Raw genomic sequence first — 22221 nt, 5'->3', positions numbered from 1 at the left:
ATTTTTATGACAGTAAAACAGATTTCTGTATTTGTGGAAAATAAACCGGGTATGCTGGCAGAGCTGGCGAATGCTCTGAATGAAAATAAAATAAATATGAGGGCATTGTCTCTGGCTGAGACAAAGGATTTTGGCATCATCCGCCTGATCTTGGATGACCCGTTCAATGCAGTCCGGGTTTTGAAAGACTGTGGCTACATATGTTCCATCACAAAGGTATTGGCGATTGCCATTTCTAATAAGCCTGGAAGTCTCGGAAAAGTTATGCAGATATTGGGTGACAACCAGATCAATGTGGAATACACCTATGCATTCACTGCAGGCGTGAAAGATAAGGCATGTATGATCTTAAGAGTGGGAGACAATGAAAAAGCAATTGAGGCCCTGACAAAGAACGGTGTTAAGCCCCTCTGCCAGGACGATTTAGATGAGCTGTACAAATAAGAACATTGTTACAAATAAAAAGGATGCGCTGTATCACTGAAATGTGATCAGCGGCATCCTTTATTCATGGCTGTCTTTTATACAGCATAAAATCCTGTTCCAACCCATATCCTGATTCCAGGTACACTCTAGTACATCGATTCGGTCAACGCAGCCCGCTGCGCCTCCCTTGTCGACTCAAAATTTCCCGTAAAATGTGACGCACAGCCTGCCGAAAGCATTTTTCAGACACGCTCCAGGCAAAACAGGAAATCTATACTTCCACAAGCATTCCCTGTATCTTGTCATACCTGCAGTATTTTCCGTTTTCAGATATGAACGGGAAATAGTCCCCTGTCCGGATATTCTTTATGTACACAATCTTGGTGGCCTTCATATAGACAAATGAAAACCTCTCGTTGGGTGAAGAAATCCATTCAAAAAGGTTTTGTTTGCCATCCTCAGCCAGAACAAGGGAGTAACCGCCCTCACAGGCATCCAGATGGAAATAGCTTCTCTTCTGCTCACTGTCCTCTGCGAATACATGGCCGTAAATATAGTCTGAAAATGTGTTTTCTACAAATTTTCGGAAACTTCTAAGATTTAAAACATCTCCTGAAGTCTCCAAAGTGATTCTGTCACCACGTTCCAGACGTGCTCTGAAGATCCCGAGGATTTCAACGGCCTGGTTTAAAAAAGAAATGCTGCTGTACTCCAGTGATTCCAATAAAGTGTCTGTTACCTCCCGCGACAGGACAGGAGATTCCTTAGCCTGCGTATACAATTCATCTGGTGTCATAACGTTACCCTCCACTACATGTTTTTAACTACCTAAATTTATTATAATATAGAGGGGGAGAAAGTCAAGGCATTGCAATAGGGATTTCTGGTATAAATTATTATTATTTTAAGAAGAATCATTTGTATACTTGTGTTCAGGGTATAATATTTGTTAGAATAGAAGAAACAGCCGCGAAGCATCTGCAGGCTGACAGAGACAGAGGCAGGAAGTGACAGGGCATGAAGCAGATTTTCAGAAGTATGTGGAGAGCAGTAAAAAAGAATATGATCAGTCTATTGCTTTTTGAGACAGGCTACAGAACGGCCTCTTTTCTATTGGTCATGCATGCTGTCTCCGCTGCGGTCAACTACTCTTTGAAAGCGCAGAATTTCAGTTATCTGACTGCTGAAAACTATTTAAAATTTCTTGCAAGTCCTCTGTCAGTTGTGCTGCTTTTGGGGATTTTAATACTTATCCTACTGCTGTTTCTGATAGAGATCTCAGCTCTTTTGTCTTGTTTCAGACATTCCTATCAGGGGCGGAAAATCTATACCAGTGATATGCTCATTGAAGGTGTGAAGCGGTCCTGGGATTTCCTTAAAAACAGTCATATATCCTGGTTTTGGTGCATTATTCTGGCAGCGCCTTTTTTGTCCATGTATTTTCTCATCCGGGAAATTTCCTATATCAGAGTATTGGAATTTACAGCCAGGCAGATTTATAAGGTTGTCAGTCCCCATTGGATTTTATATGGGCTTTTGGGAACCATACTGTTGGTTTCGTTTTTATTTATATTTTCCCTGCCCTATTGTCTTCTGGAGGAGCAGAAGAGCGTCAAGGGAATGAAAGACGGTCTCAGGCTGTTGAAAAAGCAGTGGAAAAAGACACTTCTCGGGTTTATTCTGCTCCATATAGGAATGCTGGTATTTATCGGTGTGGTATATGTGCTGGTGCTGGCAGGGATGACTGGGATTGCCATGTTTACAAAATCAGGTACCTCTGTGGTCAGCACAGTCCTTGTATACAGTAGTTGGATTGATATGGCACTGGGGATATTTGCCGGTGCAGTGCAGCTGATCTGCAGTCTGGCGTTTGTGTATGTGATATATGCCAGATTTCATGTGCAGCCCCAGACAGAGGCTGCCATGGAGGCGATCATTCGGAACCACATTTGGTTTTCAAGGGTGGGCAGACGGAAAATAGCGGCAGTCCTCACCTTGATACTGCTTATCGGAGAAGGGGCGTATCTTGTGGTCCTGGCCTCATCACACGACAGCGCGGTGAACAGCCTGCTGACTACCATGGGAGTCACAGCCCATCGGGGCGGTGCATTGATGGCGCCGGAAAATACCATAAGTTCTCTTGGATATACCATAGACAGTGGTGCGGATTTTGCGGAAATTGACGTACAGGAGACACAAGACGGGGAATTGGTGCTGCTTCATGACAATTCCCTGAAGCGGACAGCCGGTGTCAATAAAAATGTGTGGGAGATGAACTATGCGGAAATTGAAAAACTGGATGCCGGTTCTAGTTTCCACAAAAAGTTCAGAGGTGAAAAAATCCCCACTCTGGACGAGGTTTTAAAATTTTGTAAAGGAAGACTGGACTTAAATATAGAGATTAAGTATAATGGTAAAAATAAGGGCATTGTAAAAAAGGTGGTCAGAGTGATTGAGCAGAATGGATTTGAGGATCACTGTGTCATCACGTCCATGAATTATGGATTTCTTCAGCAGGTGAAAAAGGCAAATCCCAATATCAGAACCGGTTATATCATGACCATGACATACGGAAGCATCTCCAGGATCACAGCGGCAGATTTTTTCAGTGTAAAGTACACATATATTGATGAAGAATTTGTCAGGGAGGCCCATTCTTTAGGTAAAGAGGTCCATGCATGGACAGTCAATTACCGCGGTGATATCAAGCGCATGATGGATGTGGGTGTGGACAATATCATTACCGATAATCCAGTCCTGGTGCGTAAAGTAATGAACCGGGAAAGTGAGACGGAGACAGGTTTTTGGGAGCTTATGAAATATGCCCTTAGAATATAAGACAGCTTAAAATGTGCCTTACCGTAACTGTACCACTCTAGGGCTGGACAGTTGCTCTTTCTCATTTTAAAAGGTACGGCAGACGTGAATAAAGTGGAGGAAACAAATGGCAGTAAATGTGGCTAAAAAAGCCGGAACAGCAAAAAAGAGAAAAAGAGGCCAGCCTGTAGGCCGGTTCGCAAACAGAGTGCGCTACTATGATTTTAATCTGGTAGCTGTTGTGTTGCTTCTCACATGCTTTGGACTGGTAATGCTTTATAGTACCAGTTCCTATCTGGCACAGGTGAAGAGAGGCAGTGATATGGCTTACTTTGGAAAACAGGCGCTCATCAGCGCAGTCAGCATAGGATTTGCACTGTGGATTTCCAGATTTGACTATCATGTGCTGTTTCACCTGTCTCCGTTTATTTATGTGGTGTCCATGATCCTTATGTGTCTGGTGCCGACACCCTTAGGTGTCACGGTCAACGGCGCAAAGCGATGGCTGAAGTTCGGCCCTTCATGGACGCAGTTCCAGCCTTCTGAGATCGCAAAGATAGCTGTCATCACCTTCATCCCCTGTCTGATTATCAAGATTGGGCGGAAGATAAAGCAGTGGCAGTCCATGGTCCTGCTTCTGGCAGTGGGCGGTGTGCTTGCTCTGGGCGCTTTCCTCTTGACAGATAACCTAAGTACAGGTATTATAATCGGAGCCATCACTGTTTTACTGATCTTTATGGCCCATCCTAAAATGAAGCCGTTTCTGATCGGAGGAGCTATAGTGGGCGGTGTGCTGGTGGCTGTGATCATTATCCTGCATATGACGCTGGGAAGCGGAGCGGGCAGCATTGAGGACTTCCGTCTTCGCCGGATCATGGTATGGCTGCAGCCTGAGCAGTATTCCAAGGACGGCGGCTACCAGATCATGCAGGCGCTGTATGCTATCGGCTCCGGAGGATTTTTCGGAAAAGGGCTGGGCAACAGTGTACAGAAATTGGGACCTGTTCCTGAGGCACAGAATGATATGATTTTTTCTATCATCTGTGAAGAGCTTGGCGTGTTTGGCGGGATGATTGTACTGGCGCTGTTTGGATACCTTTTATACCGGTTGTTTTTCATCGCTCAGAATGCACCGGATCTGTACGGTTCCATGATCGTCAGCGGGATATTTTTCCATATCGCCCTTCAGGTTATCTTGAACATCTGTGTGGTCATCAACCTGATCCCTACCACCGGGATCACACTGCCGTTTGTAAGTTACGGAGGTACGTCGATCCTCTTTCTTATGATAGAAATGGGAATTGCCCTGAGCGTATCAAAACAGATAAAATTTGAAACCTAGTTCATCTAAATTAAATAACGGCACTAAGGGCAGCCACGCGCCAGACTGCGGTTTTTATAGTCTATGTGCATGTTTTTGTTGCCATGAAGCCGAAATGCTGAATCGTAACAGTTACTGAACAGTTGTACAGAGAAAAGGGTTGACAAATGGTGGTAAAGAAGATATACTTTGGTCATCAAAGTATTTCAAAAATCAAATCAGAAAAACAAATTCACAAGTTGGATTTGAATAAGATGTATTTTAAAGGAGAATAAGAAATCATGTTAGAAAAAATGAAGGAAATCATTGCAGAGCAGTTAAATTGTGAAGAAAGCGAAATCCATCCGGAAACAAATTTTAAGGATGATTTAGGAGCAGATTCTCTGGATTTATTCGAACTGGTTATGGCACTTGAGGATGAATATTCTGTAGAAATTCCTGCTGAGGAATTACAGGAACTGACAACTGTGGGCGCTGTTATGGATTACCTGAAAAATAAAGGCGTTGAAGAATAAATGGATAGAGAGCAAAATCCTATGGCCGAATGCGGTTTGAACGGATTTTTGCATGTTACTGTCAGAGACAGAAGGTAAACAGCTAAAAGCGACGGAACGGGAAGGACAGAACAGTAACGATCATAGTGCAGATGAGTGGAATCTGCCGCGGCAGTTTGTACTGCCATGGCAGGTTCTATTTTTAAAAACAATTACTTTGAAATACAAAATATTCTACAGCCAAAGGAGTTTGAACGATTATGGGCAAAACAGCATTTATATTTCCGGGCCAGGGAGCACAGTACGTGGGAATGGGTCAGGATTTTTACGATAAAATGCCTGTCTGCAGACAGGTGATAGATAAAGCCAGCCAGGTATCCGGTCTGGATATTCCAAAAATCTGTTTTACAGAGAATGAGGAGATCAATATTACAGAGTATACACAGATTGCCATGCTGAGTGTGGAAGCAACCATATTAAAAGCAATGGAGCAGGAAGGGCTTGTACCTGATGTGAGTGCAGGTCTCAGCCTTGGCGAGTACGGAGCTTGTATTGCGTCGGGAGTGCTCTCTTTGGAGGATGCATTCTCTGTAGTGCGCAAAAGAGGGATTTTCATGCAGGAAGCAGTGCCCACAGGAGGCGCTATGTCCGCGGTCATGGGAACAGATGCAGCAGTGATAGAAAATGCCTGCCGGGAGACAGAAGGGGTTGTTTCCATAGCAAATTATAATTGTCCCGGACAGATTGTGATCACAGGGGAAGAAGAGGCAGTGGCAAAGGCTTCTGAAAAACTGAAAGAACTGGGTGCCAGAAGGATCGTTCCTCTGAAAGTTTCAGGACCGTTTCATTCAGCTATGCTGACAGGTGCCGGAGAAAAACTTGCAGAGGTGTTGGAAGGGGTGAATGTCAGGGAACCAAAGATTCCCTATATCACCAATGTGACAGCAGAATATGTGACAGAGGCTTCCCAGGTCAAGGATTTACTGGTAAGACAGGTATCCTCCTCCGTGAAATGGCAGCAGTGTGTGGAGAAAATGATCACAGACGGAACAGATACTTTTGTGGAGATCGGACCCGGAAAAACTTTAAGCGGATTTATGCGGAAGATCAGCCGTGATGTGAAAATGCTGAACATCCAGACGGTAGAAGATTTTGGAAAGACAGCAGAAGCGCTGAAAAACCGGGCGTCGGAAGTAGAATAAAGACGAAACCAAAGCACCAATAGTATATAGAAACAAAAACCAAAGCACCTGAAGCATTAAAAAAACTCAGACATCAGAAGTGTGAAAGAGACATAAAGATCCAGAAAAAGTGAGGTATAGTGTTATGTTGGAAAATAAAGTAGCCTTAGTGACCGGGGCAAGCCGTGGTATCGGCAGAGCCATTGCTCTTACGCTTGCGGCACAGGGCGCGGCAGTAGCGGTAAATTATAATGGTTCCCGGGAACGGGCACAGGAAGTTGTAGACAGTATCAAAAGCAGAGGCGGCCAAGCATCCCTGTATCAGTGCAGTGTAGGAGATTTTCAGGCGTGTCAGGAGATGATCCAGAATGTGATCAAAGAGTACGGACATCTGGATATTCTTGTAAACAACGCGGGGATCACAAGAGACAGCCTGATCATGAAAATGAAGGAAGAGGATTTTGACGCAGTGATCGAAACGAATCTGAAAGGCGCCTTCAATACGATCCGCCATGTCTCCCGCCAGATGTTAAAGCAGAGAAGCGGCAAGATCATCAACATTTCATCTGTATCTGGAATTCTGGGAAATGCAGGACAGGCCAATTATGCGGCCAGCAAAGCCGGTGTCATCGGACTTACAAAGACCATGGCCAGAGAGCTGGCGAGCAGAGGGATCACAGTCAATGCCGTAGCTCCTGGATTTGTAGAGACAGAGATGACAGATGTGCTGAAAGAGGATATCAAAGAGGCAGCCTGCGCTCAGATACCCCTGGGTAAGTTTGGAAAACCGGAAGATATTGCCGAAATGGTGGCATTTCTGGCATCAGAGAAAGCAGATTACATTACCGGCCAGGTCATCAGTGTGGACGGCGGTATGAACATATAGGAGGATTTCATGAGAAGAGTAGTAGTGACGGGAATGGGTGCCATTACCCCGCTGGGATTAAATGTAGATGAATTTTGGAATGGAATAAAGGAAGGAAAGCATGGATTTGGGGAGATAACCAAATTTGATGCTTCTGAATATAAAGCGCACCTTGCAGGGGAAGTAAAAGGCTTCGTGGGCAAGGAATACATGGATGTAAAAGCGGCAAAACGTATGGAACTGTTCTGCCAGTACGCAGTGGCAGCGGCAAAAGAAGCTATTGAACAGTCAGGATACGCTCTGGAGGAGGAGGACCCATACAGAGTGGGATGCTCCATTGGCTCTGGTATCGGAAGTCTGCAGACCATCGAGAGAGAGCATAAAAAACTGTTGGAAAAGGGACCGAACCGTGTGAATCCTCTCATGGTACCTATGATGATCTCCAACATGGCAGCAGGAAATGTGTCCATTCAGTTTGGTCTGAAAGGAAAGAGCATCAATGTGGTGACTGCCTGTGCATCAGGTACCCATTGTATCGGTGAAGCCTACAGGACCATCCAGTTCGGGGATGCTGATATTATGGTGGCAGGAGGTGCGGAATCCTGCATTACTCCAGTTGGAGTCAGCGGATTTGCGGCTTTGACTGCTCTGTCAAAATCCACAGACCCGGACCGCTGTTCCATTCCTTTTGACAAAGAAAGAGATGGGTTTGTCATGGGAGAGGGCGCCGGTATTGTGGTCTTAGAGGAACTGGAGCATGCAAAGAAGCGCGGGGCCAAGATTCTGGCCGAGGTTGTGGGATACGGTGCCACTAGTGACGCTTACCATATTACTTCTCCGGCTGAGGATGGGGAAGGCGCTGCCAGAGCCATGAAGAACGCTGTGGATGAGGCAGAGGTATCCCTGGAGGATGTGACCTACATCAATGCCCATGGAACCAGCACCCACCACAATGATCTGTTTGAGACAAGAGCCATCAAAAAGCTGTTCGGAGAGCATGCATATAAAATGAAAGTCAATTCCACAAAATCCATGATCGGACATTTGCTGGGAGCCGCAGGGGCAGTGGAATTTATCGCCTGTATAAAAGAGATGGAAAATAATTTTGTACATGTAACCGCAGGATATCAGATGTCTGACGAGGAGTGTGACCTGGATTATGTGACAGGAAGCGGCGTGGAGATGGAAATTCCCTATGCGCTCACCAATTCCCTGGGCTTTGGCGGACACAACGCCAGCCTGCTGATCAAAAAGTACGAAGACTAGGAGGCCGGATATGGAATTTGATAAGATCATTCAGTTAATAAAAACAGTCAGTGACTCAAACCTGACCCAGTTTTCCATGGAGGAGGGCAATTTAAAAATCTCCATGAAGACCAACAAGCAGACAAAAATCATCGCAGCGCCTGTGATGGCGCCTGCACCCGGACAGGACCTGGGACCTGCAGCCGGCGGCCCTGTTATGCAGAACATCCAGGCACAGGCAGGACCATCCCAGACAGAAGTTTCCCTCCAGGATGGAGAAGAGACCATCCTTTCCGGAAATGTGGTGAAATCTCCGTTGGTAGGAACCTTTTATAACGCGCCGTCACCGGACGCGGAAGCATTTGTAAAAGTTGGGGATACTGTAAAAAAAGGCCAGGTTCTGGGAATTGTGGAGGCCATGAAGCTGATGAATGAAATAGAATCTGAATTTGACGGAACCGTGGAGCAGATCCTGGTGGAAAATGAAGATGTTGTAGAGTACGGACAGCCGCTGTTCGTGATCCGTTAGGAGGTATAGATATGAAACTTACCACAAAGGAAATTATGGAGATCATCCCTCACAGACAGCCGTTTCTGCTGATCGATACCATCGAGGAGCTGGAACCGGGTGTCCGCGGGGTGGGAAAGAAATGCGTGAGCTACAATGAGCCGTACTTTGCGGGACATTTCCCCCAGGAGCCGGTTATGCCCGGAGTGCTCCAACTGGAAGCGCTGGCCCAGGTGGGAGCCGTTGCAATTCTGAGCAAGCCGGAAAACAAAGGAAAAACAGCATATTTTGGTGCCATCAATTCGGCTAAATTTAAGACAAAAGTAGTTCCGGGAGATGTCCTGACCCTGGAACTGGAGATCATAAAGGAAAAAGGGCCTATCGGCGTGGGGAAAGCAGTTGCCAGAAACCAGGACGGCAAAATAACCACATCCGCTGAGATGACATTTGTGATCGGATAGGAGATAGGATATGTTTCAGAAGATATTAATCGCAAACAGAGGAGAAATCGCAGTACGCATTATCCGTGCCTGCAGAGAGATGGGGATCAAGACCGTGGCTGTCTATTCTGAGGCGGACAGGGATGCCCTCCACGCGCAGCTTGCGGATGAGGCAGTCTGCATCGGCCCCGCAGCAGCATCAGAGAGCTACCTGAACATGGAGAGGATACTGAGTGCCACCATCGCCACAAAAGCGGAAGCCATCCATCCGGGATTCGGCTTTTTATCAGAGAACAGCAAATTTGTGGAGATGTGTGAGAAGTGTAATGTGACATTTATTGGCCCGTCTGCAGCAGTCATCAACAAGATGGGAAATAAATCCGAGGCCAGAAGAACTATGATGGAAGCAGGTGTCCCTGTTGTGCCGGGAACAAAAGAACCGGTTTATACAGTGGAGGAAGCTTTGAAAGAGGCGGAAAAGATCGGTTTCCCCATTATGATAAAGGCATCTTCAGGCGGCGGTGGAAAAGGCATGCGTATATCTGAGAGCAGGGATGATTTTGAGGAAAATTTCAGCACTGCCCAGAGGGAGTCAGTAAATGCTTTTGCGGACAACACCATGTATCTGGAACGGTATGTGGGCAGACCGCGCCACATTGAGGTACAGATCATAGGAGACCGGTTCGGTCAGGTGGTGCAGTTGGGAGAGCGTGACTGCTCCATCCAGCGTCGTCACCAGAAAATGATCGAGGAATCCCCTTCCTGTGCCATTACAGAAAAGCTGCGCAGGGAAATGGGAGAGACTGCCGTGCGTGCCGCAAAAGCGGTGGGATACGAGAGTGCCGGAACCATAGAGTTCCTGCTGGATAAGAACGGTGAATTTTTCTTTATGGAAATGAATACAAGGATCCAGGTTGAACACCCGGTAACAGAATTTGTCTCAGGTGTGGACCTGGTCAAGGAACAGATCCGGGTGGCAGCAGGCCTTCCTCTTTCTGTGAAGCAGGAGGATATCTGTATGAGCGGCCATGCCATTGAGTGCAGGATCAATGCGGAGAATCCGGCAAAGAATTTCATGCCGTGTCCGGGTGTGATCGAGAATCTGCATGTTCCGGGCGGAAATGGTGTCCGTATTGATACGGCCGTATATAACGGTTATCAGATACCGCCCAACTATGATTCCATGATCATGAAGGTGATCGTCCACGACAAAGACAGAGCCGGTGCCATAGCAAAGATGCGCAGCACTCTGGGTGAGGTTATCATTGAAGGCGTGCAGACGAACCTGGATTTCCAGTATGATATATTGAACCAGAAGGATTTTCTGGATGGAAATGTGACGACACATTTTATAGAAGAGCATTACGAGTAAGGAGCAGGCAGATATGTCCAGATTAAAGGATTTATTCAAGAAGACTACCAATGTACAGGAGCCGGAGACAGAGGAGAGTAAAATATCCGGGGAAGAGATGCCGGCCAGTGAAAACGCACCTTCCGTTCCGGAAGGCTTATGGGTGAAATGTCCCAAGTGCGGAGAACTCCTCTACAAGGAAGACGTTGTAAAAAATGATTATGTATGTCCGAAATGCAAGGGATATTTCCGGATCAAGGCCAAGACCCGAATCCGTATGGTGGCAGATAAAGGTTCTTTCCAGGAATGGTGTACAGGGCTTCATACCTTTAATCCCCTGGACTATCCTGAGTATGAGGAGAAAATCGCGAAACAGCAGGAAAAGACACATTTGGAGGAGGCTATCCGTATCGGAGAGGCCAGGATCGACGGCACGAGAGTTGTGCTGGGTGTCTGCGATGCCCGTTTTCTCATGGGGAGCATGGGATATGTGGTGGGAGAGAAGATCACCCGTTCTTTTGAGCGGGCTGTAGAGGAAAAGCTGCCGGTGATCCTGTTCTGCTGTTCCGGCGGTGCCAGAATGCAGGAGGGGATGGTATCCCTGATGCAGATGGCTAAGACCTCGGCTGCCATTAAAAGGCACAGCGAGGCAGGCCTTCTCTATATACCTGTTCTCACAGATCCCACTACAGGCGGAGTGACAGCCAGCTTTGCTATGCTGGGAGATATTATCCTGGCAGAGCCGGGCGCACTGATTGGGTTTGCAGGCCCAAGGGTGATCGCGCAGACCATAGGGCAGAAGCTCCCGGAAGGCTTTCAAAAGGCGGAATTTTTAATGGAACATGGAATCATTGATGGGATCGTGACAAGGAATCTGCTCAAAAAAACCCTGTCAGGACTTGTAAAGCTCCATGAGAGAAAGAACGGCTACTGCCAGTTTACCAGAATTTCTCTGCCGGAAATGGCGGAGGAAGGGGAGAAAAAGCGCAGGCGCAGGAACCGGGATAAGAGTATGACTGCCTGGGAGCGTGTGGAGACAGCAAGGGATTCCAAACGTCCTACCAGCCTTGATTATATAGAGACTGTTTTTGAAGAATTTATGGAACTGCACGGGGACCGGGCATTTCGTGATGACGGTGCCATTGTGGGAGGCCTGGCAGTGCTGGACGGGCAGCCGGTAACTGTGATCGGCGTACAGAAGGGGAGAAATACCAAGGACAATATTCTGAGAAACTTTGGCATGCCCTCCCCGGAAGGGTACAGAAAAGCTCTGCGGCTTATGAAACAGGCAGAGAAGTTCAACCGCCCGATCATCAATTTCATTGACACCCCCGGCGCGTTCTGCGGAATTGAGGCAGAAGAGAGAGGACAGGGGGAGGCCATAGCCAGAAATCTCCTGGAGATGTCTGATCTGAAGGTGCCGGTGCTGAGTATTGTCATCGGTGAGGGCGGAAGCGGCGGCGCTCTGGCTCTGGGTGTGGGCAATGAAGTCTGGATGATGGAAAATGCCACATATTCCGTACTCTCACCGGAGGGATTCGCATCCATTCTCTGGAAAGACAGCAAGAGAGCCAAAGAAGCGGCAGAGGTAATGAAGATCACAGCCAGGGATTTGAAAGATTTGGGGATCATTGAGCATGTGATTGCGGAGGAGACTCCTGCCTGTGCGCAGAACCTGCATGAGATCGCAGAAGATATGAAGAATCGGATGCATCAGTTCCTTACAGAGATGGAAGAAAAGACGCCGGAAGAGCTGGCAGCCCTCCGGTACGAGCGATTCAGAAAAATGTGAGCCAGAAAGAGTTAGAATATGAGGAAACCATTAATTATAGGTGATTTAACAGCTAAAATTCCTGTGATACAGGGCGGTATGGGAGTGGGTATCAGCCTTTCCCGTCTGGCGGGCAGTGTGGCTGCCTGCGGAGGGGTAGGCGTCATATCCACCGCGCAGATCGGCTGGCGGGAGCCGGATTTCAGACAGCATCCCTTTGAGGCAAATTACAGAGCCATTGAAAAGGAGATCAGGAAAGCCAGAGAGATTGCAAAAGGCGGTATCATAGGTGTGAACATCATGGTGGCCACTCAGAGATACGAGGAATATGTAAAGACAGCGGTGAAGGCAGGCGTGGATCTGATCATATCGGGAGCCGGATTGCCCATAGATCTGCCGAAATATGTGGAGGGCACCAAAACAAAGATAGCTCCCATTGTATCCTCCTTAAAATCTCTGAATGTCATCTGCCGTATGTGGGAGAGAAAATATAAAAAGGCACCGGATCTGGTTGTCATTGAAGGACCAAAAGCCGGAGGCCATTTGGGATTTTCCCGGGAAGAGCTGGATACCTTTACGGATGAATCTTATGACGGAGTGATTCGATCCATCATAGAGAAAGTAAAGGAATATGGGGAGAAATTCAGCAAGAAGATCCCGGTGGTGGTAGCCGGCGGTATTTATGATAGAGCGGACATGGACCATGCGCTTTCACTTGGTGCGGACGGAGTACAGATGGGAACCCGTTTCGTGACCACAGAGGAGTGCGATGCAGCGCCGGAATACAAACAGGCATACCTTCAGGCGGAAAAAGAGGACATCTGCATCGTACAGAGTCCTGTGGGGATGCCGGGAAGAGCCATCAAAAATCCGTTTATGGACAGGGTAAAGACTGAAAAATGCAGGATTGAACACTGTTATCACTGCATCGTCACCTGCAGGCCGGCGGAGATACCTTACTGTATCACACAGGCGCTGGTGAATGCTGCGGAGGGACGGGTGGAGGACGCGCTGCTGTTCTGCGGCTCTAATGCTTACCGTTCCCATAAGATAGAGACAGTGGAAGATATCATGAATGAACTAAAATAAGGGATTGCGTAAAAAAATGAAAACTGCCGATCTGCGGGAAACTGTGGAAGCGGCAGTTTTTTGTATGTATCACCTGTTTCCGGAATTATAAGAAGATTTTATGAAGATTTTCATGAAGACTTTTGTGCTGAGAAGAGGCCCGGCCGAGGGATTCGGACCGGGCCTCTTAAAAAGAGGATTTATTTGATGAAGGCTTTACATATTGACCTTCATTTTATATTTTTTCTCTTGATATTGGCTTCCCTGTTCTCTGCCTTCGGCGTGCTCATTTGTCTCTGCTGTGTTTTTGACACTGTGAAAGTCGTTCAGATGGGCATTTCCGAATTCTTCTTCCATCCAGATGTGGCGGAAGTTCTTTTTCTGCTGAATGGCCTGACAGAACTTGCCAATCACAAAAATGGTTTTATCACGTAACCCCGTTTCTGTTGTGCGTCTGGAAGAACGAAGCCAGTATTCCATCAAAGTCCAGCAGACTAACAGGAATCCAGCGGCAAAAATTAAAGTGATTATCAATCTCTCCAACATTATGAACACCCCTTTCCACGTTTTATTTGTTATCTTTATATTAATTCTTTTAGAAAAAATAGTCAATGATTAAATGGAATAAAAATCATATTTTCTAAAAATTTTATAATATAATCTCTTTAAACAGTTTATATTACAGAGGCAGTCACCATCTCACGCCAGATATTATCACAGACCGGGGAGAGAGGCTGTCCGGTCTTATCTGCCAGAAGGGGCAGGCGGCGCTCCTCCAACTCCTCAATGCAGATGATCTTGCCTTCTGCATAATCCCTCATGCGGGCAGCGCAGCTTCTGAGCCGTTCTTTGAGACCACCCAGACGGATGTCCAGAACCTCATATCCGAAGCTTTTATTTTCACGGAACCACTGGTCCTGTAACGCATTCTTAAACTGGTCCACCAGTCCGGCGGTATTGATACAGGCATCAGCGGTCTCAAAAAGAGCTGCTCTGTCCTCTGCTTCATAAGCGGCTTTGGCTTTGATGCCCAGGACAGCCTTTGCTGCAAGCACTTCACTGAGACGCTGCAGGGTCCGGAAGATACAGGCGTATTCCCCGCCCTTTTCTGCAATGAGCCGGAACTCTTCGGCACAGCGGCGGTAATGCTTGGGGAAGGACTGTATATCCACATGGCAGTCATAGATGCCCATAAGAACATCCTGATACAGCAGATATTTGGCAGGGGCAGCACTTATTTTTCCCGGCAGCAGGTTTCCGGGTGTCAGATTAGGAAGGTCCAATTTCAGAAAATCCTGAAGCACAGCGCCGGTACATGCCAAAAGACGGGGTGCCAGGTCACAGTCGTTGACAGATCGTGTATAGTCATACTCTGCAAAAAGAGAGAGCACAGGCAGTACAGAGGACTGGGAAGCCTCACCGCCGTCATCGCCCCAGCCTGTCACCAGTACATTGGTGATCCCGTGCTTTTGACACTGTCTGAGGGCAAGCCGGGATACCTGCATGCTGTGGTTTAAAAGGGGCGCATATCCATTCCACTTCCAGGCTCCGCCGGCAAATCCCACATTTGGGGCCAGTTCTCTGTGGTATTTCATCATCTGCTCATAGGTTTCCTCGTCTCTGGAATAGTAATCCCAGTAGAGAAGCTCCACATTTGCGGGGATTTTCTTTTTGATCTCCTCTGTGATGTGGAATTCCTTCCCATAATATTCCCCTCCGGAGATCATTTTGAAGAACATATCGCTCCACATCATAGCGGTATATCCGTATTTTTCACAGATTTCCAGGACACGGTGCAGATGGCGCTCCATAATGTCAATGCGCTCCTCATAGCCGAATCGGTTCAGGTACGCGCCGCGGCCGATCATCTCCGCCTCATCCATTCCTATGTTGATGATGCGGCTTTGAAAGGTCTCTGACCAGGTGCGTATCATGGCTTCGATCAGTCTGTAGGTATCCTCGCTTTTGCACAGGAGAATGTCTCCCGTGTCATGGACCTGTTCAAAGGCAGGCCACCGGAAAATGGCGTTTAAGTGAGCCAGAGTCTGGATACAGGGTACCATCTCAATGCCCAGTGAAGAGGCAAAACGGTCCAGTTCCCGCAGCTCCTGTCTGCTGTATCTGCCGCGGAAATGCCCGAAATAGGGGTAACCCTCCACCTCATAAGTGTCCTCTGTGTACAGCATAAGACGGTCATATCCCATCAGGGAGAGCTTGACAAGTAGCTTTTTCAGAAAATCAGGGCTGCACACAGCGTTGCGGGAACAGTCCGCCATGTAGGTCAGATGCTCAAACGCAGGATGTTCTTCCTTGGCAGCGCTTTGGCGGTTTTCGTTTATCCATTCCTTTATGATACCCAGGCCCCGGAAAAATTCAGTGGTTCTGCTGTATGTAATGCGGGCTGTGTTCCCGTCCAGACGGAGGGACAGGCCGCTTGCGCCTTTTTCTGTGAGAATATCTACGCGGCGGTCTGTGACCATATCTTTTTCCAGATATTCCGCGGTCAGCATGGCTCCGGGTATCAGGGACGGATCTATATGTTCAAGGTTAAAAATTCCCATAAGCAATCTCCTTTTATTCATTTTACAATGTTCCTTTATTGTAAAGGAGTTTAAGGTAGGAGTCAACGAAAGAATCTGTGAAATCTGGTATGAAACAATAGTAACTAATAATGCACAAATATGAAAAGAAGATACTGGACAAAATATACAAAGATGACGTATATTATATGAGATATAAGTTAAAAAATGACAAAAACAGGGAGAGAAGATACATGGTATAAAAGCGGTGGGATTGTTATACTTTAACTATCAAATCCAAGGGAGGTATTCCTAAAATGAAAAAGAAATTGGCGGTATGTTTGTTATGCGGGGCTATGGCAGCGGCAATGATGACAGGATGCGGAGGAAGCGGTGGTTCCGACAGCAAAGAGACAGGAGCAGAAGCGGAGGGCGGCTCCGGTAAAAAATCAGACACCACACTCACCATCATGGCCAGCCAGGACTGGGTATATGACGCGGAGATGGAGCTGGGACAAAAATTTGAGGAGGAGACAGGGATCAAGGTGGACTATCAGATCGTTCCCTCAGACCAGTATTATAATCTGCTGATGACAAAGCTGAACAGCGGTGAGGGACCCGACATTTTCGGCGGTCAGTCAGGAAGCTATGACCTGGTATCCCAGTACAGTATAGAAAAAAATGCAGTGGAACTGTCAGGGGAACCGTGGGTTGCCGCATACAACGAGTTTGCCAAAGAGCAGACCAGTGTGAACGGAAAGCTCTACGGGGCAACATATTTTGATACCACTACAGATTTCTATGTTGTATACAACAAGAAGATGTTTGAGGAAAACGGTTTAAAAGAACCTAAGACTTTTGCGGAATTCGAGAGCGTCTGTCAGACACTTCTGGATAAAGGTGTCACTCCATTTTATGAGTGCGCAGGTGACGGATGGCACCATGTAATGTGGTTCTGTGAGATCGGAGGAAAATACGAGGATGTGCTTCCCGGTATTACGGACAAGCTGAACAACAATGAGACCAAATTTGCAGACGTGGAAGAATTTAAGACCGTTTTAGACCAGGTGAAGGAACTGGCTGACAAAGGCTATTTCGGAGATAACTATCTGTCTGATGAATATGCGGATCTGCCTGTGGCGCTGGGAACAGGAGAGTTTGCCATGAGTATGGCAAAACCGGGCACCATCGCGGAGATCGCCGCGGCATCTGATGGTACATATACAGAGGATGATTTCGGTATGTTTTTGATCCCCACACTGGACAATGACGTGCTGAACGTGCATCCCTGCGGACCGTCACGCTTTATTTATTCAGGTTCCAAACATGTAGACGAGGCGAAACAATATCTGGAATATATCACGAAAAAAGATAGCGTACAGCATATGATAGACAACGAGCCTAAAGTGGAAAACCTGCCCTATGATCTGGGACAGACACCGGCTTACAGCGCGTACACCCAGGAATTCCTGGATTCTTTTGAAAAACAGGGCGTGGTATTCCAGGATGTCATCAAATATCTGAACCCACAGTGGGGAGATATCGGACAGGATATGGTATCCATGTTTATTGATGAAATGACTTCTGAGGAGGTTCTCCAGGCAATCGATTCCAGACGGGAAACCCAGGCAAAAGCAGCCGGGGATGAGGCATGGAATTAAAAAACCGGTAAAGTAAATAAAAAGTGCACTGCCGTATGTGGGAAACCATTTGGGCAGTGCATTTTTTTGCTCCGGGGCGCAACAGTTAGGGAAGCTCCGGGCCGTTTTTTTTATTTTTCGTCGGACTGGCTGCGAAAGGCTGACGGGCTGGCTCCGGTTGTCTTTCGGAAAGTCTTGCTGAAATGGAACTGGTCAGGATATCCGACCCTTTCCCCTACCTCCCGGATGGTCAGGTCTGTGTTCAGCAGCAGATCCCTGGCCTGATGGATGCGTATATCCGTGAGATATTTCAGCGGGGTACAGCCCTTGTATTTGTTGAACAGCTTTGTAAGATAGGCAGAGCTGAAACCCAGTTTCTGCGAGAAGGCGCTGAAATCCACATCATCCATGTAGTGTTCCTTTAAATAAAGCGTTGCATATTCCACCACCTGGGCGGCATTCTGCCCTGTGAGGGAGGTGTCTTCCTCCAGTTCATAGGTCTTCTCCAGCTCCAGCTTTACTTTGCTCAGGGTATTTTCCAGTTGGTCAGCGGCAACGGGTTTCAGAAGATAATCAACAACCCCCTGGGAGAGCGCTTCCTTGGCGTATTCAAATTCTGCGTAGCCGGAAAGTATGACAGTCTTGATACTGGGATATTTCAGATGGATCTCCTTGGCAAGCTCCAGACCGTCCATGACCGGCATGCGGATATCAGTGATGACCAGATGGATGTTTTCCTTTTCCAGACGCTTTAGGGCATCCTGGCCGTTGGCAGTCTGGCAGACAACGCGGAACCCCATATCCAGCTCTTCGATATGACGAGCCAGACTCTGCATAAGCAGGATCTCATCCTCCACCAGTAAAATATTAAAATGAGAGATCTTAATCATTTATTTTTCCTCCTATGGTGACAATGGCACCGCCCTCCGGCAGATTGCCCAGATTGAAAATAAATACAGCGTGATAAGTGAGGTAAAAGCGGATGTAAATATTCATTAGCCCCATGCCGTCCAGCTCCAGGCTGGGAAGCAGGCCGCTTTTTCGTATTTCGTTGATCTTCTCCTGGAGTGAGTCGATGACTTCTCTGGAGAATCCTGTTCCATTGTCCTTAACGGACACACACCATTCTGTTCTGTCCATAAACCCCTCAATGGTGATATGCCATGGCGGGGGCGTACTCTGTGTGGTGAATTTTACAGCGTTTTCAACCAGTAACTGAATACAGAGCTTGGGCATGGTGATCTCCAGCATTTCATCCTCCACATCCACGTCAAAGGTCAGGGCATCGCCAAAGCGGAGCTTCAGGCAGTTTAAGTAGCGGATCGCATGTTCCAGCTCGTCCTCCAGGGTGGAGACGGTCTGCTTGTTGGAGGATATATAGCGTAAGATAGCGGTGATATCCATACACATCTGACTGATCTCACTGGTCATGCCCTCCTCGGCCATGGCACTCAATGTGGCCAGGGAGTTGTAGAGAAAGTGGGGGTTCATCTGGGACTGGAGAGCCAGCATCTGGGACTGCAGTTCCTGTTCCTTTAAAAGCATCATGGAGTGGACGGTATCTTTCTGCCGTTCCTGGAATTCATTTAAGGAGTCCCGCAGCTTGTCTATTTCCCTTACATGGGAATCCTCCACGGGAAGCCCCTTCCAGTGCTCCACAAAATCCACGTCAGACAGGTATTCATACATATGTATCAAAGGGCGTCCAAGCCGCTGGGACAGTTTGTAGGCAATGAAATAACAGAGGGCAGTCATTAGCGCCACTATGAGCAGGATAGGGGTCAGGTTTTTCAAAATGGGCGCAAACACCTGGGATTCCTCCACGGCAACTGCGGTGGTGAAGCCGCTCAGCTCCATATCGCTGTAGTACACATATTCTTTCCGGCCGCTGGCGGTATTTTTCAGAGTTTTTCTGGACGCGCCGTCACGGCTGCCAAAATAATCGAACAGATCCCCGGACTCCTCTGAAAGAGGGAACAGTACATTTCCCTCCGGGTCATACACGATTATTTTAATATTATAGCTGCTATCCGGATGGTAGGCTCTCTCAAAGGTGGTGTCATAGTATTGCATGACTTCCACAATACCGGCGGGCTTCCGGTAATTGTTGAAATAGAGGCGGTACAGGGACAGATAGTACCTGTCCTTATTGGTTCCGCTGCTGGTGGAGAGAAACTGATTGCGGGAGGGCGGAGCCACATAACGGTATCCGTCCCGCTTTATCGTAGGCTCATACCAGTCCTGCTCGGAGGCTGTGATATCCTGGTAGCCGATATAATTGCCGGAGCCAAGACAGCCCCGGTCCAGATTATATAGATTTATCTGCCGGACTGTACTGTTGGCCCCTCGGATGGAGGTCAGAAGTCCGGTGAGCATGGAGGCGGCCTGGTTTTTCATGTACTCCGTCAGCGAGCTGTCCGGATCCGAGTAATTTTCAAAGGTATCCTTGATCAGATGGGAGTACAGCACATTGATGCTCACAGTATCCATCTGGCTGATCTGCAGGTCCACATCCTTTGCCACAGAGGAACAGGTCTGCTGGATACTGCTGGTGATACTGGATTTCATGCTCTTATACTGGACAGCAACAAAAACGGCTGTGGCGGACAGCAGCACAAAAAGCATGGTAGCAAGAAAACTGTTTCTCAGGATTTTCTGAATACTCTTAGGTGGTAGGTTCTTCTTTTTCATATGCGCTCCCTTAAAAATAGTCACTGGAAGAAGTATGGCACATTTGCTGAAGGAATGTCAATATGCGGTTAAAAAAATACATAAATTGATTATTCCTGCCCATGTGAGTGAAATGGATAATGAGGTAAGATTACAGTATCAAAAGGAAAACAGGGAGGTATTTTAGTGAAAAAGTCAAAAATTTATCCATGGTATTTTGCCATTGGAGCCTTGATCATCTATTCGGCGCTTTATGTGCTGCCCGGTCTGGTTGGTATCGGATATTCCTTTACAGACTGGTCATCGTATTCCACGGAGGTGCATTTTGTGGGGCTGGAAAATTTCCGGCAGATCCTGGGAAGTAATGAAAGTTATATGAAGTACATAGGGAACACGCTTCTGTTCACGGTTGTGACCACAGTGATGAAGACCGGCCTGGCTCTTATCTTTGCCCTGGCGCTCTCAAAAGACATCAAACTGAAAAATTTTCACAGGGGTGTCATGTACATGCCTTCTGTACTTTCCATCCTGATCATCGGTCTTGTATTTACTTCTATCCTCAACCCGAAGACAGGACTTCTCAATGAATTTCTGAGAACCATCGGCATGGAGGGGTTGACACAGAAATGGCTGACAGACCCTAAGATCGCGTTTTTCTCCGTAATGGGCGTGGATGTCTGGAGAGGGACCGGTTATATCATGACCATCCTGATCGTGGGTATTTTATCCATATCCACCACCTACTACGAGGCTGCCGGGATCGACGGAGCGGGCGGATGGAAGAAGTTTACGAAGATAACCCTGCCGCTGCTGCGGCCAACACTGGCAGTCACTGTTGTTTTAAATGTGCTGTACGGCCTGAAGGTGTTCGATATGGTATACGCCCTGACCAACGGCGGACCCGGACACACCACAGAGGTTATGTATACGGCAGTGTTTAAACAGTTCTCCCAGGGAATGTACGCGGTGGGAACCACGATCAGCTCCATTATGTTTGTGTTTATGGTGATCATCGGATTCTTTATGATCCGGGTTCTCACCGGAAATGAGGTGAAAGAATGATGAACAGTAAGACCAAAAAAACTATTATAAATGTACTGAAAAATGTTTTGTCATGGATCATTTCGCTGATCATGCTCATCCCTCTTTTTCTGATCATCATTAATGCTTTTAAATCAGATGCAGAGGCCATGACCATGACTTTGAAGCTCCCCACAGAATGGGTATTTACCAATTTTGCAGTGGTGATCGAAAAAGGAAAGCTTCTGACCAGTTTCCTGAACAGCATGCTGTATGCGTGCAGTGCCACATTGATCACGGTTTTTCTGGCGGCTATGGCGGCTTATGTCTTCTCCAGAAGAAGCAGTAAGAGCAATCAGGCTCTTTACATGTACATGGTGCTGGGGATTGTGATTCCTATCAACTATGTGGCACTTATGAAGGTAATGCAGATAACCCACCTGAACAATACCAGCATCGGCATTATTCTGCTGTATGTGGCAGTGCAGCTTCCGTTTATGGTCTTTCTCATTTATGGTTTTGTGGGCAAGGTGCCTGTAGAGCTGGATGAGGCTGCGGTTATAGACGGCTGCGGGCCGGGAAGACTGTTTTTTGGAATCGTGCTTCCCATGCTGAAACCGGCAATGGTGACGGCCGGCGTACTGTGTTTCTTAAATGACTGGAATGAATTTGTAATGCCGCTGTATTTCCTGAACTCCTCCACAAAATGGCCTATGACATTGGCAGTGTATAACTTCTTCGGTCAGTTCCAGAAGAGTTGGAATCTGATCTGCGCCGACATTCTGCTGACCTGTGCTCCGGTCATCATCATGTATCTTGTTTGTCAGAAATATATAGTGGGCGGTCAGACCGCGGGAGCTGTCAAAGGGTGAGTCCGGCGGGAAA

21 protein-coding genes are annotated in these 22221 nt (G+C 47.3%); 16 read left to right on the top strand and 5 right to left on the bottom strand.

The features are described from left to right. The first annotated feature begins 6 nt into the window (after window positions 1-6). Entirely contained in the window at window positions 7-444 is a 438-nt protein-coding gene (locus tag BLCOC_RS18770) for an ACT domain-containing protein (RefSeq protein ID WP_018596575.1), read from the top strand. Window positions 445-579: 135 nt separating this feature from the next. After that, window positions 580-762: a DUF6783 domain-containing protein gene (locus BLCOC_RS27815; RefSeq protein ID WP_320960823.1), complete on the top strand. Its 183-nt coding sequence runs from the start codon at window positions 580-582 to the stop codon at window positions 760-762. On the opposite strand, the gene BLCOC_RS18760 is transcribed toward BLCOC_RS27815, so the two are convergent. Beyond that, window positions 698-1222, bottom strand: coding sequence for a hypothetical protein (locus BLCOC_RS18760; protein WP_018596574.1), 525 nt, complete (start codon window positions 1220-1222; stop codon window positions 698-700). The genes BLCOC_RS27815 and BLCOC_RS18760 overlap by 65 nt on opposite strands. Window positions 1223-1443: 221 nt before the next feature. Between BLCOC_RS18760 and BLCOC_RS18755 the strand changes: the two genes are divergently transcribed. From BLCOC_RS18755 to BLCOC_RS18705, 11 genes are all read left to right on the top strand, one after another. Then, on the top strand, window positions 1444-3264 hold the full coding sequence (locus BLCOC_RS18755; protein WP_018596573.1) for a glycerophosphodiester phosphodiesterase: 1821 nt from the start codon (window positions 1444-1446) through the stop codon (window positions 3262-3264). Window positions 3265-3370: 106 nt separating this feature from the next. Next, window positions 3371-4585, top strand: a complete 1215-nt coding sequence (locus BLCOC_RS18750; protein WP_018596572.1) for an FtsW/RodA/SpoVE family cell cycle protein — start codon at window positions 3371-3373, stop codon at window positions 4583-4585. Window positions 4586-4845: 260 nt separating this feature from the next. Beyond that, window positions 4846-5079, top strand: a complete 234-nt coding sequence (gene acpP / locus BLCOC_RS18745; RefSeq protein WP_018596570.1) for an acyl carrier protein — start codon at window positions 4846-4848, stop codon at window positions 5077-5079. A 239-nt stretch (window positions 5080-5318) separates the two neighbouring features. Continuing rightward, on the top strand, window positions 5319-6260 hold the full coding sequence (gene fabD / locus BLCOC_RS18740) for an ACP S-malonyltransferase (protein WP_018596569.1): 942 nt from the start codon (window positions 5319-5321) through the stop codon (window positions 6258-6260). Window positions 6261-6384: 124 nt separating this feature from the next. Then, window positions 6385-7125, top strand: coding sequence for a 3-oxoacyl-[acyl-carrier-protein] reductase (fabG, locus tag BLCOC_RS18735; RefSeq protein ID WP_018596568.1), 741 nt, complete (start codon window positions 6385-6387; stop codon window positions 7123-7125). A gap of 9 nt (window positions 7126-7134) precedes the next feature. Beyond that, on the top strand, window positions 7135-8370 hold the full coding sequence (gene fabF / locus BLCOC_RS18730; RefSeq protein ID WP_029468460.1) for a beta-ketoacyl-ACP synthase II: 1236 nt from the start codon (window positions 7135-7137) through the stop codon (window positions 8368-8370). Window positions 8371-8380: 10 nt separating this feature from the next. Next, the gene (gene accB, locus BLCOC_RS18725; protein WP_029468461.1) at window positions 8381-8878 is read left to right on the top strand and encodes an acetyl-CoA carboxylase biotin carboxyl carrier protein; all 498 of its coding nucleotides are present in this window, start codon (window positions 8381-8383) and stop codon (window positions 8876-8878) included. A gap of 11 nt (window positions 8879-8889) precedes the next feature. Further along, window positions 8890-9318: a 3-hydroxyacyl-ACP dehydratase FabZ gene (gene fabZ / locus BLCOC_RS18720; RefSeq protein ID WP_018596565.1), complete on the top strand. Its 429-nt coding sequence runs from the start codon at window positions 8890-8892 to the stop codon at window positions 9316-9318. Between the two features lie 10 nt (window positions 9319-9328). Continuing rightward, window positions 9329-10669 (top strand): acetyl-CoA carboxylase biotin carboxylase subunit, encoded by a 1341-nt coding sequence (locus BLCOC_RS18715; RefSeq protein ID WP_029468462.1) that lies wholly within the window; start codon window positions 9329-9331, stop codon window positions 10667-10669. 13 nt (window positions 10670-10682) lie between these two features. Next, a complete protein-coding gene (locus tag BLCOC_RS18710) occupies window positions 10683-12440 on the top strand; it encodes an acetyl-CoA carboxylase carboxyl transferase subunit (protein WP_018596563.1) in 1758 nt (585 codons plus the stop codon). Window positions 12441-12458: 18 nt separating this feature from the next. Then, the gene (locus tag BLCOC_RS18705; protein WP_029468463.1) at window positions 12459-13508 is read left to right on the top strand and encodes an NAD(P)H-dependent flavin oxidoreductase; all 1050 of its coding nucleotides are present in this window, start codon (window positions 12459-12461) and stop codon (window positions 13506-13508) included. 195 nt (window positions 13509-13703) lie between these two features. On the opposite strand, the gene BLCOC_RS18700 is transcribed toward BLCOC_RS18705, so the two are convergent. Beyond that, window positions 13704-14033, bottom strand: coding sequence for a hypothetical protein (locus BLCOC_RS18700; protein WP_115623031.1), 330 nt, complete (start codon window positions 14031-14033; stop codon window positions 13704-13706). Window positions 14034-14161: 128 nt separating this feature from the next. Then, window positions 14162-16048 (bottom strand): beta-N-acetylhexosaminidase, encoded by a 1887-nt coding sequence (locus tag BLCOC_RS18695; protein ID WP_165907143.1) that lies wholly within the window; start codon window positions 16046-16048, stop codon window positions 14162-14164. Between the two features lie 275 nt (window positions 16049-16323). Between BLCOC_RS18695 and BLCOC_RS18690 the strand changes: the two genes are divergently transcribed. Beyond that, window positions 16324-17667, top strand: coding sequence for an ABC transporter substrate-binding protein (locus tag BLCOC_RS18690; protein WP_115623029.1), 1344 nt, complete (start codon window positions 16324-16326; stop codon window positions 17665-17667). Window positions 17668-17777: 110 nt separating this feature from the next. Here BLCOC_RS18690 and BLCOC_RS18685 read toward each other — a convergent pair whose 3' ends face one another. Then, on the bottom strand, window positions 17778-18536 hold the full coding sequence (locus BLCOC_RS18685) for a response regulator transcription factor (RefSeq protein ID WP_029468467.1): 759 nt from the start codon (window positions 18534-18536) through the stop codon (window positions 17778-17780). Next, window positions 18529-20337, bottom strand: coding sequence for a sensor histidine kinase (locus BLCOC_RS18680; protein WP_029468468.1), 1809 nt, complete (start codon window positions 20335-20337; stop codon window positions 18529-18531). The genes BLCOC_RS18685 and BLCOC_RS18680 overlap by 8 nt, the downstream gene beginning before the upstream one ends. A 165-nt stretch (window positions 20338-20502) precedes the next feature. On the opposite strand from BLCOC_RS18680, the gene BLCOC_RS18675 reads away from it, so the two are divergent. Next, complete coding sequence (locus BLCOC_RS18675; protein ID WP_018596554.1) at window positions 20503-21378, top strand: carbohydrate ABC transporter permease; 876 nt, start codon at window positions 20503-20505, stop codon at window positions 21376-21378. Beyond that, a complete protein-coding gene (locus tag BLCOC_RS18670) occupies window positions 21375-22208 on the top strand; it encodes a carbohydrate ABC transporter permease (RefSeq protein ID WP_018596553.1) in 834 nt (277 codons plus the stop codon). The genes BLCOC_RS18675 and BLCOC_RS18670 overlap by 4 nt, the downstream gene beginning before the upstream one ends. Window positions 22209-22221 lie beyond the last annotated feature (13 nt).

The organism is Blautia coccoides, assembly GCF_034355335.1.
Taxonomy (GTDB): domain Bacteria; phylum Bacillota; class Clostridia; order Lachnospirales; family Lachnospiraceae; genus Blautia; species Blautia producta.
The sequence above is the reverse complement of the archived record's forward strand: the minus strand, read 5'-3'. Positions and strand labels throughout refer to the sequence as shown.